This is a genomic window from Zunongwangia sp. SCSIO 43204 (assembly GCF_019904275.1).
In the GTDB taxonomy this organism is placed as follows: domain Bacteria; phylum Bacteroidota; class Bacteroidia; order Flavobacteriales; family Flavobacteriaceae; genus Zunongwangia; species Zunongwangia mangrovi.
In genome coordinates this window covers 4,463,560-4,480,824 of the sequence record NZ_CP063204.1, presented here as the reverse complement: position 1 = coordinate 4,480,824, position 17,265 = coordinate 4,463,560, and the positions used below count along the sequence as shown (strand labels likewise).

Sequence of the window (17,265 nt, the reverse complement as noted above, 5' to 3'; positions counted from 1 at the left end):
AGCTTTTTCATTTTTATTAAACGTGGTTTTACCACATACTAAATGTGGTTTAAATCAGGGTACTATTTCTACCTTCTTATAGTTTTGTATAAATAACTAGCACGCGTGTAGGGGAGAATCTCGAAAATCCTATAAAGAGAGTAGAGTTAATGAAAATTTTATTAAAATGAAGAAGTTAGTATTTTTAGGAATAATGGGTGTATTTTTCTCATCAATGTATGCATCTACTCCAACAGAAGTCAAAAAAGAAGTTCGTCAAGAGGCTGCTTCTTTCCCTGTCTATTGTGATGGAGTATATGCAGGGGAGGCAGATTCCATTCAAGAGGCCTGGGATATGTGTGACTAACTATAAGTGATAAAAACTTATAGTTAAATGGTGTACAATTTGAAATTTTTCAGATTGTACACTTTTTTTAAATAAAGAATCTTATTTATGAAATATTTTATGTTATCAATTTTTTTGTTTTGCATTTCCCAACAAATGCAAAGTCAAAAAGGTATTGTTTATTATGGGCAAATAAAAAGTCCAGGAATGAAAAGTGCTGCCGGTCCCGATTTAAACGCTTATTTGGTATTTAATAAGGAAAAATCTTATTACGTAACTGCAAAAGATTCTCTGGAAGAAGCAACTTCTCAAAATAAATCAATATATCGAGGAGAAGGGGAGCAAGTGGTGGCTTATAACGGTAATAAAACATTTAGATATGGAGAACAGGTTTTCTTTAACCGAAAAAAAGATAGTTTATGGTGGAGCCAACGTTTTGGTGGTAATATCTATATAGCAGAAAAAAAACCGGTTATAAATTGGAAGTTAAAATCTGAGACCAAGAAAATAGGTGATTTCAAGGCGCATAAAGCCATAGGCGAATTTAGAGGGCGTACTTATACTGCTTGGTATACTTTAGAGGTTCCTTTACCGTATGGCCCCTGGAAATTACAAGGATTGCCAGGATTAATACTAGAAGCTAGTGATGAACGAGACGAAATGTTAATTTATTTTAAAAGCTTAGAATATCCCACGGAAAACGAAGCTCATATTTCTCAAGTACAAAGACCAAAAGGAGAAGACGAGGGATGGCAAACCATTGAAGATTTTGAAAATATGCTGCGTAACAGTATAGAAAGAGCCTATAATAGAATGGTTTTAAGAGCTGAACGAAAAGAATCTGAGAAGCCTAAAAAACCAGTTTTTAGTGATATTTATATAGAGTCTTTTGAATAATGGCAAAAGGGTACCGAACACTTCTTCTGTTTTTTATTTTTTTTTTATTTCTTTTATGGAGTGTAAACTCACAAGTTATTATTGAAGGTAAAGTTACTGATTCGAGTAATAAACCTTTGGAAAATGCCAGTATAGTACTTTCAAATTCTGAGAATGAAATCATAGATTATTTATATACGGATAATACAGGGGAATTTAAATTCAATATCTCTCCAACAAATTTAATTTCTGATAGCTATGACATAGCTGTTAATTTGCTCGGATTCGAAGAACATATTCAAAAAGTAGCTCTTAATACTGGTAAAAAGCGATATACTCTTTCTTTTATTCTACAGGATAAAATAGAACACTTAAATGAGGTAGTTCTAAAGCCGGATGAAAAAATCTCAACAAATGGTAATGTTACCACATTAAAAACCGCTCCATTTATAGATCAATCTGAAGAAAATGTTGAAGATGTTCTTAAAAAACTACCTGGGATAGAAGTACTCGAAGATGGAACTATTAAAGCTCACGGTAAATTTATAAAGAAACTTATGATCGATGGAGATGATATGTTTGCTAATGATTATCAGGTCCTTTCTAAGAATTTGGATGCGAAAACCTTAGATGCAGTACAAATTATAGATAATTTTCAGGATAATCCTGTTTTGGCAAGAGTATTGGATTCTGATGATGTAGCATTAAACCTAGAACTAAAGGACGAATTTAAAAACGTCTGGTTTGGAAACGCTTCTTTGGGAGCTGGTTTAGAAGAAAGGATTAGAGGTACTGCCAATATTGGTTTGTTGAGAAAAAAAATAAAATTCTTTTATCTGGGGGATTACAATAATTTAGGAAACAAGGCAGTAGATCAATTAAAAGGCACTCCATCTTCCCTAAATTTAACTTCGGCATATCGTGAAGTAGAGATAGAACCAGAAATAGAATCTGTATTTTCGATCAACAAGAACGAAAGCCAAATATTAAAAGACGATCAAAGTATTTTTAATAAAGCTTTCTTGAATTCGATAGGATTAGTAACAAAAATTGAAAAGGATATTGAAATACGTGCTACCGGCTCATTCGCTCAAGATAATCAAAGACAACTTTTTTATTCACGATCTATTTTTAATGTAGAAGAAAATCCTGTGGAATATATTGAAGATAGTGATACTGACCATAAAAATAGTATTGGTTCAGGAGAATTGGAAATAAAATATACAGGAGGAGAGCGCTCGTACCTTAGAAATTTATTCTCTTATAAAAATCAACCTGAAAAATTTGATAATCAACTTATTTTCAATAATAATAGCGTAAATCAAGATTTAAATAAGAAAGAATACGCATTATACAATCACTTAAACTACAGCTATGCATTAGGGAAAAATACAGTTTTACATAATTATACCTACGTTGGTCAAACCCAACTCTCCCAAGATGCAACAATTAATTCTCTTGGCTTAAACAATTTTTTTGATTTTACCAAAAAGGCAAAAATTTATCAAAATAATAAAGATGAACTAAATGTTTTTGGAATTAACAACAATCTATTTTCAGAATTTGGAAATTTCACTAATCGATTATCCTTAGGGTATGAGATCTTTGAGGAAGATAGGCAAACTAAGTTAAGTTCACCCTCGGAAAATTTTGAAGTAGATAGCCTAAAAAATGATTTAAATTATAAACGTAGAACGTTTAATTTAAAAGAAAGTATCGGTTATAAATTTTCAGAAAAAGCGAAACTTACACTAGGGATTTCAATGGAAAGATTAGACCTTACCACTGATTCTAACGAAAAGGAGAAATGGATTTTTAATCCACAAATAGACTTAGATCTCCGAAAATTAAAAATAGGACGTTTTGTTTTTGGTTATGAAAATACTTACGCTGTTCCAGATTCTCACTTATTGTTTCAGAATTATCAATTAAATACTTATAATTCTTTGGTGCGTGGTACTAATACTATATATTTAGTGGAAAAAGATGTATACAAATTCTATTATAAATGGGCTAACGAGTTAGAGTCCCAAGCACTTACCTTTAGAATAAAATACGACGATTTTAAGGGTAATTATTCGACTACAAATCAAATAGGAGAGAATCTTAGGTTCTTCTCTTATCAAGTTATTGAAGGTTCTAACCGTATATCTGCTAATTTAGATTTTACCTCTTTCTTTGATGATTTAAACCTATCTACAAATCTAAGAACATCTCAAAACTGGGGGATACAACCTATTCAGGCCAATTCACAGGATTTTAATGACTTAAAAACCTATTCGTCGAATTATTTGATTTCCGGTACAACCTATTTTAAAATTCCCTTAAATTTTAGATTTCGATTCAACTTAAATTTAAGCGAATCAGATTATAACAATGTAATATCAAAAACTCAATGGAGCAATTACTCTTTAGCTTTGAATTATAAACTGTCTGAAAAATGGAATTTGAACATCGAGAATGATTATTATAAGATGCCAAATAATTCCTATTATTTTTTAAACAGTACTTTAAAATTCCAGCCAGATTCTAATTTCTCGTATAAATTATTTTTCAATAATTTGGGAAATGAAATGAATTTTAGCACAGTAGTAATTGACGAATTCACCACGTATGAATCAAGTATCAGGTTACTTCCTCGTTATCTATTTTTGAGTGTGAAATATAAGTTTTAATAGCTTGGACTTGCAACAAAAAACTGGACAAATAGTTGAATGACTACGCTGCTAGTTTAAGGTTATACATGTCTAATTCAAATTCTCTTATAGTTCTATTTCCTAAAAAGGAATGTCTTCTTCTATTATTATACCAAGTTTCTATCCATCCAAAGATGGATAACTCCGCTTCAGATCTCAACTTATAATTGTGCCTATAAACCCATTCTACCTTTAATGATTTAAAGAACGATTCAGCAATGGCATTATCCCAGCAATTACCTTTTCTGCTCATAGATTGGTTTACTAAGCCATTGTAACTTTTAATTAATGAGGTAAACTTATGGCTGGCATATTGTATACCTCGGTCGGAATGAAAAATTAAAGACTGGGTTAAAGTAGTTTTCTTTATAGCCATATGCCAAGCCTTAATAATAGTGTCTTCTGTACTTAGATTATCGCTTAGAGCCCATCCAACAACTTTGCGGTTAAACAAATCAATAATGACAGTAAGGTATAACCAGCCCTGTTTGGTTTTGATATAGGTTATATCGCTTACCCAAACTTGATCCTGTCGGCTTACTTCAAAGTTTTGGTTTAATAAATTAGGAGCTATGGGGTAATTATGTTGACTATATGTGGTTGCTTTAAACTTACGTTTTCGTTTTGCAAACAAATAATTAGCACTCATAATACGTGCAACTCTAGGCTTTGATATTTTATAGCCTAATGTCTCTAGTTCTGTTTTTATTCTAGGTGAACCATAGCTTTGAAAGCTATCTTTAAATATAGATTTAATAAGCCCAGTTACCTTTTGATTTTCTAACCATAATTTACTTGGTCCCGATTGTAACCAATGGTAATAGCCACTTTTGCTTACTTTCAATATTTTACACATCGTCTCGACAGGAAATCTCATAAGGTGTTGTTTTATAAACCTGTATTTTTCTTGTCGCTCGCGGAGAAGATGCTGATGGCCTTTTTTAAGATGTCTCGTTCTAACTCGGCTTCTTTTAATGCCTTTTTTAATCGGGCTATCTCTTTTTCTTCATCGGTCATTTTAGGATTACCACGGCCAGGGAAACTGTTGTTACCGTAATCTTTTAACTCTCTACGCCAACGGTAAAGTACAGATGGAAATATATCCAAGTCTTCACATACTTGTTTTACATTGCCTTTAGCATAACTTAACTCGACTGCTTTTTGTTTAAATTCTAAGGTGTAATGTTTAGATTTTCTTCTCATAATTGCTAAGGTAATAACTAGCAAAAATATTCTCTCAACTTAGTGTCCGGTCTAATGTAGTAATTCCACAATAAGCTTTTGAATTTCCTCTTCATTTAGGAATTCACGCTCTACCGTTTCAAATTGAACTTTATAATTGTAAAATGGATCCCTGTCCATCCATTGATTGGCTAAAGCGATTCTCACGATTTTTTTAAAGTTGTTGACGTATTTTAATGCAGAATTATGATTGCATTCTCTCTTAGTTTTTAAAAAATATTCAAATTTAGATATGAAATGATGATTAATTTCATTCATAGGATAATCATCTTTTCTGTATTCTTCATTAATGAATTGTTTAATATGATTATAACAGGTCCAATATCGCTTTGCGGTGCTTTTAGAAATACTTTTGCCAGAAAGATGATCCATCTGTGTGTTATGTTCCTTAAATGCTTCTAAGGTCATTTTTAGGGGGCTTTTATTTTCTCCTTTGAGCTCTTGAACCATCCTTGAAGCAGTAATTGATTCGTCGTTGTCAGAGAGTATTTGATGAATTTTATTAAGCTTATGCCTTATATTATTAATATGAGTATTGATTTCTTTCTCATTTGGATTATTACCCATTACTTTTTGGAGCTTGATATTCCAGAATTCAGGCTTAATCCTACGCGATATACTATATTCTTTTCTCTTTCTGTCGACGGTAAGTCTCAAATAAATCGGAGCTAGCCCGCGTTTATTTTTCTTTTTTGCGAGGACGTGAAAATGGGTATGAAAATCGGTTCTCATAAGATATTAAGTTTTTAGGTCTCGATTGGTTACCCAAAGTACCTAAAATTGAGGTAAAAATGAAAACTTTAACGTAGTCTAAGAATTTGGAAAACAGCATTTTGAAGGCTTAGCGAGACCCCTTTTTAGATCAATCAATAGGTCACCGTATTGGTCTCGATTAGAGTGCAATTATTTAATATTAAATAATATTAAATAATATTGAATAAAATAAAAAACCCTGTAAATCATACATTTACAGGGTTTTTGTTTGAGTTTGATGCTCAAAAAGTGGAGTCGGAGGCTATTGAATCTTTTATATTTAGTTATTATTTGAAAACATCTTTTTGTATGTAAAACCTTTATATATAGCTTGTTTTTGTACTTATTATAATTTACTTTTGATAATTATATATAGTGTTTTTGTCACCTATATTGTCACCTAAATTGTCACCTGGTAAATATCTTAGTATGACTTCAACTTTTTATCTTAAGGAAGCTAAAACTTCCGGCGAATCTTTAATCTACTTTTCTTGTTATTTTAAGGAAGAGGGGAAAAAGTTTGTTTATTCAACGGGTGAGAAAATTGCTCCCGAACTATGGGACCAGAAAAACAAACTACCAATCATGCGAGGTAAGAAGAAAGCAATAAATCGAGGGGCTATAAAAACTCAGCTCGGACGTTATGAAAATTGCTTTAAGAATACAAGATCTCGCTGTATTGAAATGCAGGAAGATTTTACTTCGCAGCTTCTAAAAAAAGCTTTTGATGAAGAATTTAAAAAGGCCCCGACTGGTAAGAATATTTTTTTTGATGCGTTTGACGAATTTGTAGATCAAAAGATAAAAAATCAGGAATGGAAGAAATCTACAGAGAAAAGATATCAGAATATTCGAAACTTATTAGTGTCTTTTCAAGCCGATACTGGTTATAAGCTTTCTTTCAGTTCTATAAACTCAAAGTTTCATGCGGACTTCACGCATTATTGTATGGAGATTAAAGGGCATGTAAATAATACTTATTCCCGGAACTTAGGTTTATTTAAAACTTTTATGCATTGGGCATTTGATCGAGAGAATGGGTATACTTATAACGAAGATTTTAAAAAGTTTAAAAAGAAAGAGCGAGTGGTTACTCAGCAAATCGCATTAAAAAAGGAAGATCTGCAAAATATTATGCAGCATGATTTCAAGGCGAATCAAAAGCATTTAGTACGTGTTCGTGATGTTTTCGTATTTGCTTGTGTTACCGGCTTAAGATTTGGAGAATTAAGCCTTATAAATAAGGCTAATGTTATCGATGGATACTTACACCTAAAAGAGGAAAAAGGAGCGGAAAAAGAGTCTCGTACAGTTCCTTTAGGTGATTTAGCTATGTACTTACTGAGGAAGTATGATTTTAGTTTACCGGTAATTTCAAATCAAAAGCAAAATGAATATATCAAAGATGTTTTTGAAGCTGCTGGATATACTCATGACGTAGAAAAGAATGTGACCAAAGGGAAAGATGTGATCCGTACACCAATGAAGTTCTATGAGAGAATAAGTACTCATACGGCCAGACGTACTTTTATTACGATGTTAAAGCGTGAAGGAAAAAGCGATAAGTTGATTTCAAAGATTACCGGCCACCGTGATTTAAAAACTCTTAATCAATATTACCAGGTAGATGATGACGCTAAGAAAGAAGCAATCACAAGTACCTTCAACATTGATTTCAAACCGCTTAAAAAAGTTCAGTAGGATATGGATTCAAAAATTAAAACAAGAGAAACTTTAGAACAGGCTTTATCTGAGTTTTTTGAACCTGCAGAAGAATATAGAAATATCAATAAGCAGTTATTATTTGAAATATTTCTACCTCCAGATGCAAAATTAAAAAATCAAGGTTTAGGATTTATAGCTCTATGGAGTTCTTTTCTAAACTACGAATACTATTCCGAAATTTTCTTCCCAGATATGGTATTTGAGCGTTCTCAACCTGATGACATAGTTTCTAACTATTCGGATATTTCAGTTGATAAAAACCATTTTGTAAAGTCTGAAATTAAGGTTTTGAATGAGTCGATATCTAAGCTGAAGGAATTACTTAAGAGTTATGGTTTTCCAGCATATTTACAAGCGATAAGAGGGTTCTTAAATAGTGGGGAATTGGAGCCAGAGAATGAGACCTTTATAAATAAATTGAAGAATGAGAATATGGAGCCAAGTGTTATGTTTTCATTGATAAAAAATAGGTTAGCAGAAATAGGTAAAATGGATCTTTTTTATATTCTTTCAATAATCTATGTTGACTTATATAAAATTCACCAGTATTTGATAGAAAAACTGGACTCTTCTATTCCAGACAAGATACCTAATAAATCTGATCCGAAAGTTCAAGAAGAACTAGAAGATGACGCTCTAAAGAGTTACAAGGTTTTTGAATCCGTAAGGCAGGCAATTCTTTATCACAAAATATTACAAGATGTGGATATTGAACCTCATTTTAGAAATGTATCTGCCGAAGCGCATAATCTTGTTGAAATTTATAGAAAACCGGGTGGCGAAAAATGGTCTGCCTTGAGCTTTTATAAGTCATATTTTCAGGTAAAAAATAACAGAAAATATTCACTTAAGGATTATGAATATGTCAAGAATGTGATTCAGGATACATATCCGAAAGATAGCTATATTTCACTATGGGAGCGGTTAAAAAGGTATGATAAAAATGAATTTTATTAGTTACCTATAAACACTATACCCCCGGTACGTACCCCGTATTCTAGTAATTAACTATAATTCTTTCGCAATTTAGCCTTGAATTTAAAACTCAAGGTCATGGATAAAGTAACACAAGTACATGGAATGTCAAAAGAAGAATTATTAATCGCTTTTGATCGCTTGGAACAAAAGATTGTAAATCTTCAAAAAAACCATTTCAGTAAACCTAAAATGTATTCAGTTAAAGAACTCTCAGAGCATTGTGGAGTTGCAGAACTTACCGTTAGAAACTGGATCAATGAAGGTAAAATCACGGCTAAAACTATTGGTCGAAGAATCTTTATAGAGGAAGAAGAATTTCAAAGAGCCCTTTCCGAAGTTAAGTCGCTTAAATATCAACGAGCGTAAGTCTATCAGCAACCAGTTGAATATTTAAGGTATATCTGAAGTTATGGAAACTCTATCTATTGAAAAAGACTCAATCGTAAAAGGCTTGGATCGTGATTTTGCCAAGGTGAATAAGGATCCGCTTAGGGATGCTATTTTAAAGGCTAAGCTGAATCCTGACGATGAAATTGTAGAAGAGCGTCCAATTCTTTGGATCAATAATACCGGCTATGGTACAAAAGGGAATATAAGTATTTTCATTGGTAAAGCTAAAAGTAAGAAATCAATGCTCGTATCGATGTTTTCTGCAGCATTGATTGGATGTAATAGCATCACAGGGTTTGAGCCAGGCGAGGATTGTTCTAAGGGAGTCATTTTTGATACTGAACAATCAAAAAGACATTGTCAATTACAGTATAGAAGAATTAATAAGCTCCATGGAGGTGAAATTTCTTCATTATTAGACTACTACATGCTCAGGCCTTATGCTCCCGAAGAAAGATTGAAAATGATTGAAAAAGTGATTTATTCAAACAGTGATATCTCTTTTGTAGTAATTGATGGAGTGGCAGATTTATTATCTAAGGGGGTAAATGATGAGGAAGAGGCTATTGCTGTTACTAATAAGTTAATGAAATGGAGTTTAGAAAGGAATATCCATATTATCACAATTTTACACCAAAATAAGGGAGATAATAATGCTAAAGGACATATCGGTAGTCAATTAGTCCAGAAGAGCGAAACAGTATTATCTGTTGAAAAAGAAGCCACCAACCCTAAAATTTCAACCGTTAGCTCACCTTACTCTAGAGGCATGGAAATAGAACCTTTCCATTTTTCGATAAATGACCAAACTGGAGTGCCATATATAATTGAAGATTATAGCAAGGCTAATAGCAATACAAAAAAATCCATAAGTCCATTTGATTACGAACTTGAAGCTAACTACTTTATTTTAAAAGAAGTATTTAAAGATCAGTCAGAAATAACATTTAAAGATCTTAATGATCTTATTAGGTATTCTTTTAGCAAGCATGGGATTTCATTTGGCGAGAGGAAGTGTAGGGATTGGATAACCTATTTCAAAAAAGAGAATATGATATATCAGGATAAACAAAATAAGCCATATAAGCTGAATAAAGCGTGGCATGGCAGGTGAGGTACGGCACCCCTATTATATAGGGGGTGCCATACCGCCATACCTTAATTGCCACAATGCCGTGGCACTTGCCATAACCAAGATAAAACCAATAATTACAAGACATTAGAGATGGAAAAGCTTTTTAAATACTCTTTAGATCGTGGCAGTAAGAAATTTACGTGTCCAGCTTGCCACCGTAAAACATTTGTGAAGTTTATTGATAATGAAACCGGTTCCTATGTTGATCAAATGTATGGTAGGTGTGATAGAGAGCAAAAATGTGGTTATTTCTGTACACCTGATTCTTCTGAAAATACATTTTTACACCGAAGAAAAGAATCAAAACCAGAACTGCCTACCTATATATCATTGGAACACTTAGATAAGTATTTTAATTCTAAATATGAAGATCAAAATAACTTTATCATTTCATTGAATAAGATCTTAGATGCTCAAAGAATTCGAAAGGTTGTAAATGATTATTTTATTTCAACTTGTTTTTATTGGAATAATTGGGCCACCATCTTCTGGCAAATTGATCAATTCGAGAATGTGAGATCAGGGCAAGTCATTCTCTATAATGCTAATGATGGCAAGCGAGTGAAAAAACCATTCAAGCATATTACCTGGATGCATTCCATTCTTCAAAAGAATGGAGAAATACAAACATTCAATCTAAAGCAATGTCTATTTGGACTGCATTTGATAAATGATTTTCCAGATAAAAATATTGCAATAGTTGAAGCTCCAAAAACAGCTTGTATCATGTCGGCAGTATATCCCAAATTTTTATGGATGGCAACTTGTGGGTTGTCAAACTTAAGTCCTGAGAAATTCAAACCGATAAAAGAAAAGAAAATAATTCTTTATCCTGATTTAGGAGCTTATGATGTTTGGAGTGAAAAGGCTAAGGCTTTAAAGAAATTTGGTTATCAGATCGAAGTTTCAAATTTATTGGAAGTTAAGTGTAAGGATTACCCAAAAGGTCTGGATATAGCCGATTTTTTCGTTACACCGGAAAACTAACTGCAAGATGTGTTTTTGTGGGCACAAAATCGAAAATTGCCTGCTGTGCAGGAGAAGTGAGGAATGGTGAGAAGAGTGAAAAATTACTGAGAATTACTGAGATTAAAATCATCAAATATTAATTATAAACATCAATCAAAAATGAAAAGAACTAGAAGATTATTTAAAAAGGATTTCGCAATGAAAATCCAACAAGATGCCAATGGTGAGGAACTGGAATTTCCTGATTTAGAAGCAGACGATACTCCAGCTGAAGGCGATCGCATTTTTATCGATGGAAAACAACGAGAATCAGGAGAGCGAGTAATGCCATCAGGTGAAACCATTGTTTTTAAATCAGGAGTGATCACTAAGATTATTGAATCTGAGGAAGAAGGAGAAGAAAGAATCGACGGAGAATCCATTAATCACAAAACTGTAGCCAGAAGGTTTACCACTGAAGATGGGAAAACATTGGAGATCATGGGGAACAATAGCACCACTCCCTTTAGAAAGGGAAACCGAGTGCAACTCAATGGCAAAAAGATCAGCTTAGGTCGCTATGTTGTCAATGGCAAAAAAATAAGTGTAGTGAATTATCGTATTGCATCAGTTGAAACGGAGAAGCCGAAAGCAAGCAGGAGGCTTTTAAAGAGCTCAGCATCGAATAAAAAAGATACTAAGCCAAGAATGATGCTTAAGCAAACAGAGAAATTTGTATGGATGCGACCGTTAAAGTAACGGACTTCTAACGAAACTAAAAACTACACAGATGACAAAGTTTAATAGTAAAACAGGTGCAGCAGCTGGGAGAAAGTCCTCTAGAAAGAACGTGCCAAATAAGACGCCTAACGAGATCAGAGAAGCATATCAACTGCTAATTGAGAATAATCTTACCAAAATGAAGACCTGGTTAAATAAGGTTGCAAAGGATGATCCAGCCAAAGCACTGGAGATTATGCTGAAATTTTCGGACTTCTTAATTCCAAAACTAAGCAGAACTGAGATTGAAGACGTGACCAGCGTTGAAGAAATCCTTAGAATGAACCCACAGGATCGCGCTAAGCGACTTTTAGAACTAAGATCACAGATCAATAGCAAAAACAGAGAATCATGGACATCGAAAAAGAAATAGAGCTTTTGGAATCATTAGAAGGTATTCCAATGCCACCGGATCCTGCGCCAATTCCTTCAGCTTATGAAGGTCTTGTTCAAGTGCCGATTCAAATAGCAGAATACTTTAAAAGTATTGAAGTTGAATTGAGCATGAATGAGGATCGTAAAATGAAAACTGAGGACTACCTCAATTTAATGAAAGAATATTCTATTCGAACTGCGGGGCCAGTAGTCATTTACGTGGTTCGTGTTGGTAAAGAAAATACGGAAAATAATCAATAAATAACAGGGTTCGATACGGTTGTACTCCTAAATATCACTTGAAAATAGCTGTGTTATTTGGGTTCGGTTAAAATAGGTGACTTTTTGGGTGACAATTAACCGTGTCGAGCCTATAAAATTGGATAAAATGGATCAAGAAAAGGTAAAATCAAATGCAGAGATCAGGGATGCGATGATGCTATACTTAACCCAGGTCAAAAAGGTCAATGATAAAAAGCTAGGGTTTGTTGCGAGTTATATTTACTCAAGAGGATTTCTAATAGATCTCAAGGAAATCAGAGAAAGATTAAACCGGGAACAGGAGCAATTCTACGAACTTGATGTTCTTAAGGGATTTCAAAAGCCTTTAGCGGAAGATTGCGAATTATTGGGAGATGAATTAGTTCATCTTATCGACAATAGAGTTCTTCCAAACTTTTATGATCCTCAGGATCCATGGGGATAAATCATCATTCATCAATCAAAATCAAACATCATGGCAAAAATTAAAATAGCGGAACTGAATATCGATGCCAGCGCTGTCATTAAAAGCGTGGAGGATACCAAAAAGAAACTTGATGAACTTGTTAAGACTCAAAAAGAACTGAAAGCATCTGGCGATACTTCGAGTAAAACGTTCGTTGAAAATGAAGCCAAGCTTAAAAGCTTGAGGAAAGAGTATAATGACGGCATCAAAGTAGTACAGGCAATGTCTGGAGGTGTCGGTAAATTGGAAGCTGAGCTTAATAGAGAAATCAGCACCATTAAGGAAGCCAAGAACCAGAACCAGGCATTAAGAAGAATTCGAGATGAGATTAATGTCGATACCGAAGAAGGTCAAAAACTGCTTAAACAATTAAATGATCGAATTGATCAGAATACAAAACTTACCAGGGACAACACCGATGCAATCAGCAAACAGAAGTCTAACGTCGGTAATTACACCGAATCGATTAATAAAGCAAAGGTTGGTATTAAAGCTTTTGGAAGTGCACTTAAAACGGCTGGAATTGGCTTAGCTATCGCAGCCTTTGCAAGACTATCTAATGCGATTAGTAAGAATGAAAAAGTAATGGTTGTACTAAACACCGTTATGAATACGCTATCTGCCATTATTCAGCCAATTATTTCTGCTGTTGTAGATGGTGCTAAAGCGGCTTATGAAGCAACTGGAGGTTTTGATGCTTTAGGTCGTGTGGTATCTTCACTAATTACTTTAGGTCTTACGCCTTTGAAAGTAGCTTTTTATGGTGTCAAAGATGCTATTATTTCCGCTCAATTAGGATATGAGCGCTTATTTGGATCTGATGAACGAGTAAAGGAACTCACTAAAGATCTGGAAGAAAATAGAGCCGCTCTAAATGAAGTTAAACAAGATGCGCAGAATGCTGGAAGAGAATTGTACACTTCTTTCAATGAAGCTGCAAATGAAATCAAGTCAGCTTATACCAATATTGCCGGAAGTGTAAGCGGAGCTGTTAAAGAACTTCAGAATCAGGATATCATTGGCAATGCCTATGATCTTGCAAAATTTGAAAAGCAGATTGATAAGATCAATGCACAGCGTGAAACGATCGTTTTGAAATATCAGAAAGAAGCGGAACTGCTAAGACAAAGAAGAGACGATGAAACTCTAACCATGGCCGAAAGGCAAAAAGCCAATGCAGACTTAATTGAATTGCAAAATGAGCAGATTGCAAAAGAGAAAGAATTAATTAATCAAAAAGTCGAGGGCTATCAAAATATGGTTGCTCTCAATAAGGATGATACAGAAGCTCAGGTTGCGCTTATTGAGGCTAGAAATGAACTTCTGGACGTTGAGGAACGAGTAACAGGGTCACTTTCCGAAGCACTCACGAACCGAAATTCTTTAAGAAATGAAGAGGTTAAACAAGTTGAGGAAGCAGCAAAACAGAAAACGGAGGTTGAACTTAAGGCTGAAGAAGATAAGGAAAATAGGATCCGGGAATTAAAAGAACAATTCCGCAACCAGGATAAAGAACAACAGGAACTTGATTCCAAAGAAAAGATCGATAAGCATTATTCCGATTTAGAACAGGAAATTGAATTGATGATCGAAGAAGATACGATCAAAAAAGATATGCTTAGAACGCTTCGTGAACAATGGAATGAAGAAATTAGTAATCTGGAAGCTCAGGAACGCGATAAAGAAACCAAAAAACTTCAGGAAGAAGTTGATCTTTACGCTAAAACTCAGCAGGCTAAAATTGACCAAAAAAGAAAATCGGTTGATCAAATAGCTGGATTGTTTGGAGAAGAGACTGCTGTTGCTAAAGCTGCTCTTATAGCAAAACAAGTTTTAGCATTGAAGGAATGGGCCATAGATAACACCCTTTTAAAATCGAAGCAAGCCGGGGCAATTGCTGAAACCACAATAGATACTTCAAAAGGGATCACCAAAACTGCTGCTTCAACACCATTTCCTTATAACATACCACTAATTGCTGGTTTCGTAGCCCAAGTAGCAGGGATAGCATCAACTATAAAGGGTGCATTCAACGGCGGATCGCAACCAAAGTTTGAGAAAGGCGGCTTCATGCAAATAGGTGGCAAGCGACATAGTGCTGGAGGAACAAAATTCTTTGGCGAAGACGGTACCACCTTTGAAGCAGAGCAAGGCGAACTGATTGGAGTGATCAACCGAAATGCTGCTTTCATGGTTGAGCAATTAAACAGCCAATACCCTGCAGGTGGTGCAATTAAAATGCAAAATTATTTAGCTGCTGGTGGTATCGTTACACGTAATACCGGAAGCACAACGAATATTTCGAACATGATGAACATCGATTACAATTTATTAGCTGAATTGATTGGTGATCAAATTGCAAACCTTAAAATCTTCGCATCCATCGAAGAGATCAGGAAAGCAGATAAAAACTATATGAACATTCAGAATGGCGCAATTTTCTAATAATCAATAATTCAAATTACAACTATGGAAACATTAACAGAAACTAAATTCAAACCACAATTGATGTATGTTGATCAGGCTGCGATTGACAAGAGAACAAAAGAAGCTTATAAATTTGCTGATAAGATCAACGGCAAATTGAACCTTGTAAAAAACTTCTTTCAGGAACATTTCGATTTAGAGTTATCGGATGACCAACTAAAGGAATCAGCTAACCAGGGGATCGGATTTGTAGAGAAAAAGTTATGGAATGATCATTTCGATTTTAAAAAAGCAGATCTTGATTTCAACTTAAAAGCTATAGGAATCGATGGTGATTTTGAAGAATTAAAGAAAGATCTTCTTAATACAACTGGTTGGATCAACATCTATGTATTTGATATCAAGAACGGAGCAACTTTTTTAACTGAAGAAGGAAAACAGAAAATTATCGAAGAGCACACCCATTACACAAAGAATGAAGCTCAGAATAAAGCTATGGCCAAGCTTAGGACTATTGTAAAAGAAGTGAATGACCTTAAAGCAATGGGAACAATCGGGCGTTTTGGAATTCTAGAGATAAATAAAGGCTTTGATCTTTTAGATACAGTGTATAGTGGTACGAGTTCGGATGACATTGAATTAACTGTCAAATATAGAATGTTGAAACATGTTAATGAAAGCGGTCAAATTCAGGCTTCATACTATTAATTTATGTATATTTACTAAGGATTAAGACATTCTAAATTTATTTGGTTAAATCGGAAAAGCCGCTACTTAAAAGTGGCTTTTTTCTTGTAATAAATGGAAATACGATAGATAAATCCTTATCTTTGAGTACACTCTATTTTGATGTATTAAACTTTTTACTTTTTGAGAGCCATCGTTTTTGCGGTGGCTTTTTTATTTCATCTTTCGAATGATCGAATAAATAGATCTTTCGCTTAAATTGAATTCTTCAGCCGTATTAGTTATAGCTTGCACTTTTTTTTGGCTTTTCAACTCTTCCAGGTAGAATTCATAAATCAATTTATAATCAAGCCAGATCATGGGAACTATTCCTGTGGTAAATAGTTTATTGTAGAATGGAAGATTTTCGAGTTTATGTAGTAATTGATAGACGGCCATATTTCAAAAAGTAATGTAATACATTATACTTTTGATTTCAGGAAACTGCACTAAGCAATTTCCACCTAACCTGACCTCTTATTTTCGCAAGTGTTTTGGCAGTGTTCGCTTCTTTCCTGAAGCAATAAGATCTTTGTAGTTTGAAACTCCCTGAGCGAATGAAACTTTCTTTGGCTTTGCCGGGGACTTCTTGCCCCCGGATCCAGCCGTAATGCCGTCGATAATTTTCAAGGCATCGTCTAAATGCTCCCTCAAGCATTCCAGTTCTTTTTGGTCTAAGCTTTTAGCTTTATCACCTAATATCATATTGCAGAGATCTTGCTTTTGTTTCAATGTAAGCTTCTCCAGAGATGGCTTAATAGATTGATATACTAGATCTACTTTCATTATTTTAAATTTTCCAGATTCATTTCGCCAATCGCAACATATTTACCGTCACGCATCACATAAAGCGGTTCTTTGTCCTTTGTCGAATAAAAAAGGTCTTTAATATCCACATCAAGTGCCTGGGATATTTTTACGAGAAGATCTTCTTTAGGAAATTGATTGCCATTATTAATGTAGGATATAGTAGCCGGTGTTACACCTACCTTTTCAGCAAGAAGTTTATTCGATATTCCCTTCTCTAATAAAATCTCCTTTAATCTAATTACACCCATGTGTTTTAATTTTGATTCAAATATACTTAAAATAAACTAATTCTTAATAAAAAGATTAATTATTAAGTTTTGCTTTGTTTTTAATAATGCTTTACTTAATTTAG

At 33.9% G+C, this 17,265-nt stretch carries 19 protein-coding genes; 14 read left to right on the top strand and 5 right to left on the bottom strand.

Features of this window, described 5'->3' with window-relative positions; all coding sequences use genetic code 11:
* Positions 1–166 precede the first annotated feature (166 nt).
* From INR75_RS19785 to INR75_RS19775, 3 genes are all read left to right on the top strand, one after another.
* Entirely contained in the window at positions 167–346 is a 180-nt protein-coding gene (locus INR75_RS19785) for a hypothetical protein (RefSeq protein ID WP_008615748.1), read from the top strand.
* Between the two features lie 87 nt (positions 347–433).
* Positions 434–1,222 carry a GLPGLI family protein gene (locus tag INR75_RS19780; RefSeq protein ID WP_008615760.1) on the top strand — a complete coding sequence of 263 codons (789 nt, stop codon included), beginning with the start codon at positions 434–436 and terminating at the stop codon, positions 1,220–1,222.
* On the top strand, positions 1,222–3,876 hold the full coding sequence (locus INR75_RS19775; RefSeq protein WP_223090174.1) for a carboxypeptidase-like regulatory domain-containing protein: 2,655 nt from the start codon (positions 1,222–1,224) through the stop codon (positions 3,874–3,876). Before INR75_RS19780 ends, INR75_RS19775 begins: the two co-directional genes overlap by 1 nt.
* Positions 3,877–3,919: 43 nt before the next feature.
* Here the strand turns inward: INR75_RS19775 and INR75_RS19770 are convergent.
* A protein-coding gene (locus tag INR75_RS19770) for an IS3 family transposase (protein ID WP_086026153.1) occupies positions 3,920–5,124 on the bottom strand; the annotation gives its coding sequence in 2 pieces (ribosomal slippage) (positions 3,920–4,845 and positions 4,845–5,124; 1,206 coding nt in all).
* Positions 5,125–5,151: 27 nt separating this feature from the next.
* Positions 5,152–5,871, bottom strand: coding sequence for a phage integrase SAM-like domain and Arm DNA-binding domain-containing protein (locus tag INR75_RS19765; RefSeq protein ID WP_223090173.1), 720 nt, complete (start codon positions 5,869–5,871; stop codon positions 5,152–5,154).
* A gap of 450 nt (positions 5,872–6,321) precedes the next feature.
* Here INR75_RS19765 and INR75_RS19760 point away from each other — a divergent pair, with 450 nt between their 5' ends.
* From INR75_RS19760 to INR75_RS19710, 11 genes are all read left to right on the top strand, one after another.
* Positions 6,322–7,593, top strand: coding sequence for a tyrosine-type recombinase/integrase (locus INR75_RS19760; RefSeq protein WP_223090172.1), 1,272 nt, complete (start codon positions 6,322–6,324; stop codon positions 7,591–7,593).
* 3 nt (positions 7,594–7,596) lie between these two features.
* Positions 7,597–8,574: a hypothetical protein gene (locus INR75_RS19755; RefSeq protein WP_223090171.1), complete on the top strand. Its 978-nt coding sequence runs from the start codon at positions 7,597–7,599 to the stop codon at positions 8,572–8,574.
* Positions 8,575–8,670: 96 nt separating this feature from the next.
* The gene (locus tag INR75_RS19750) at positions 8,671–8,961 is read left to right on the top strand and encodes a helix-turn-helix domain-containing protein (protein WP_223090170.1); all 291 of its coding nucleotides are present in this window, start codon (positions 8,671–8,673) and stop codon (positions 8,959–8,961) included.
* A 43-nt stretch (positions 8,962–9,004) separates the two neighbouring features.
* The gene (locus tag INR75_RS19745; protein WP_223090169.1) at positions 9,005–10,099 is read left to right on the top strand and encodes an AAA family ATPase; all 1,095 of its coding nucleotides are present in this window, start codon (positions 9,005–9,007) and stop codon (positions 10,097–10,099) included.
* A 111-nt stretch (positions 10,100–10,210) separates the two neighbouring features.
* Positions 10,211–11,107: a DUF6371 domain-containing protein gene (locus tag INR75_RS19740; protein WP_223090168.1), complete on the top strand. Its 897-nt coding sequence runs from the start codon at positions 10,211–10,213 to the stop codon at positions 11,105–11,107.
* Between the two features lie 141 nt (positions 11,108–11,248).
* Positions 11,249–11,827: a hypothetical protein gene (locus tag INR75_RS19735; RefSeq protein WP_223090167.1), complete on the top strand. Its 579-nt coding sequence runs from the start codon at positions 11,249–11,251 to the stop codon at positions 11,825–11,827.
* Positions 11,828–11,858: 31 nt separating this feature from the next.
* Entirely contained in the window at positions 11,859–12,221 is a 363-nt protein-coding gene (locus INR75_RS19730) for a hypothetical protein (RefSeq protein WP_223090166.1), read from the top strand.
* Positions 12,200–12,484 (top strand): hypothetical protein, encoded by a 285-nt coding sequence (locus tag INR75_RS19725; RefSeq protein WP_223090165.1) that lies wholly within the window; start codon positions 12,200–12,202, stop codon positions 12,482–12,484. The genes INR75_RS19730 and INR75_RS19725 overlap by 22 nt, the downstream gene beginning before the upstream one ends.
* A gap of 127 nt (positions 12,485–12,611) precedes the next feature.
* Positions 12,612–12,929, top strand: coding sequence for a hypothetical protein (locus INR75_RS19720; RefSeq protein ID WP_223090164.1), 318 nt, complete (start codon positions 12,612–12,614; stop codon positions 12,927–12,929).
* Positions 12,930–12,959: 30 nt separating this feature from the next.
* The gene (locus INR75_RS19715) at positions 12,960–15,395 is read left to right on the top strand and encodes a hypothetical protein (protein WP_223090163.1); all 2,436 of its coding nucleotides are present in this window, start codon (positions 12,960–12,962) and stop codon (positions 15,393–15,395) included.
* Positions 15,396–15,419: 24 nt separating this feature from the next.
* Positions 15,420–16,085: a hypothetical protein gene (locus tag INR75_RS19710; protein ID WP_223090162.1), complete on the top strand. Its 666-nt coding sequence runs from the start codon at positions 15,420–15,422 to the stop codon at positions 16,083–16,085.
* 192 nt (positions 16,086–16,277) lie between these two features.
* Here the strand turns inward: INR75_RS19710 and INR75_RS19705 are convergent, their stop codons facing one another.
* The 3 genes from INR75_RS19705 to INR75_RS19695 all read right to left on the bottom strand — a co-directional run bounded on the left by INR75_RS19705 (position 16,278) and on the right by INR75_RS19695 (position 17,161).
* On the bottom strand, positions 16,278–16,502 hold the full coding sequence (locus tag INR75_RS19705; RefSeq protein WP_223090161.1) for a hypothetical protein: 225 nt from the start codon (positions 16,500–16,502) through the stop codon (positions 16,278–16,280).
* Between the two features lie 78 nt (positions 16,503–16,580).
* Positions 16,581–16,889, bottom strand: a complete 309-nt coding sequence (locus INR75_RS19700; protein WP_223090160.1) for a hypothetical protein — start codon at positions 16,887–16,889, stop codon at positions 16,581–16,583.
* On the bottom strand, positions 16,889–17,161 hold the full coding sequence (locus tag INR75_RS19695) for a helix-turn-helix domain-containing protein (RefSeq protein WP_223090159.1): 273 nt from the start codon (positions 17,159–17,161) through the stop codon (positions 16,889–16,891). The genes INR75_RS19700 and INR75_RS19695 overlap by 1 nt, the downstream gene beginning before the upstream one ends.
* Positions 17,162–17,265: the final 104 nt, after the last annotated feature.

Coding starts and splice junctions, on each gene's coding strand:
- INR75_RS19785 (WP_008615748.1), top strand. CDS start 167: ATGAAGAAGTTAGTATTTTTAGGAATAATGGGTGTATTTTTCTCATCA.
- INR75_RS19780 (WP_008615760.1), top strand. CDS start 434: ATGAAATATTTTATGTTATCAATTTTTTTGTTTTGCATTTCCCAACAA.
- INR75_RS19775 (WP_223090174.1), top strand. CDS start 1,222: ATGGCAAAAGGGTACCGAACACTTCTTCTGTTTTTTATTTTTTTTTTA.
- INR75_RS19765 (WP_223090173.1), bottom strand. CDS start 5,871: ATGAGAACCGATTTTCATACCCATTTTCACGTCCTCGCAAAAAAGAAA.
- INR75_RS19760 (WP_223090172.1), top strand. CDS start 6,322: ATGACTTCAACTTTTTATCTTAAGGAAGCTAAAACTTCCGGCGAATCT.
- INR75_RS19755 (WP_223090171.1), top strand. CDS start 7,597: ATGGATTCAAAAATTAAAACAAGAGAAACTTTAGAACAGGCTTTATCT.
- INR75_RS19750 (WP_223090170.1), top strand. CDS start 8,671: ATGGATAAAGTAACACAAGTACATGGAATGTCAAAAGAAGAATTATTA.
- INR75_RS19745 (WP_223090169.1), top strand. CDS start 9,005: ATGGAAACTCTATCTATTGAAAAAGACTCAATCGTAAAAGGCTTGGAT.
- INR75_RS19740 (WP_223090168.1), top strand. CDS start 10,211: ATGGAAAAGCTTTTTAAATACTCTTTAGATCGTGGCAGTAAGAAATTT.
- INR75_RS19735 (WP_223090167.1), top strand. CDS start 11,249: ATGAAAAGAACTAGAAGATTATTTAAAAAGGATTTCGCAATGAAAATC.
- INR75_RS19730 (WP_223090166.1), top strand. CDS start 11,859: ATGACAAAGTTTAATAGTAAAACAGGTGCAGCAGCTGGGAGAAAGTCC.
- INR75_RS19725 (WP_223090165.1), top strand. CDS start 12,200: ATGGACATCGAAAAAGAAATAGAGCTTTTGGAATCATTAGAAGGTATT.
- INR75_RS19720 (WP_223090164.1), top strand. CDS start 12,612: ATGGATCAAGAAAAGGTAAAATCAAATGCAGAGATCAGGGATGCGATG.
- INR75_RS19715 (WP_223090163.1), top strand. CDS start 12,960: ATGGCAAAAATTAAAATAGCGGAACTGAATATCGATGCCAGCGCTGTC.
- INR75_RS19710 (WP_223090162.1), top strand. CDS start 15,420: ATGGAAACATTAACAGAAACTAAATTCAAACCACAATTGATGTATGTT.
- INR75_RS19705 (WP_223090161.1), bottom strand. CDS start 16,502: ATGGCCGTCTATCAATTACTACATAAACTCGAAAATCTTCCATTCTAC.
- INR75_RS19700 (WP_223090160.1), bottom strand. CDS start 16,889: ATGAAAGTAGATCTAGTATATCAATCTATTAAGCCATCTCTGGAGAAG.
- INR75_RS19695 (WP_223090159.1), bottom strand. CDS start 17,161: ATGGGTGTAATTAGATTAAAGGAGATTTTATTAGAGAAGGGAATATCG.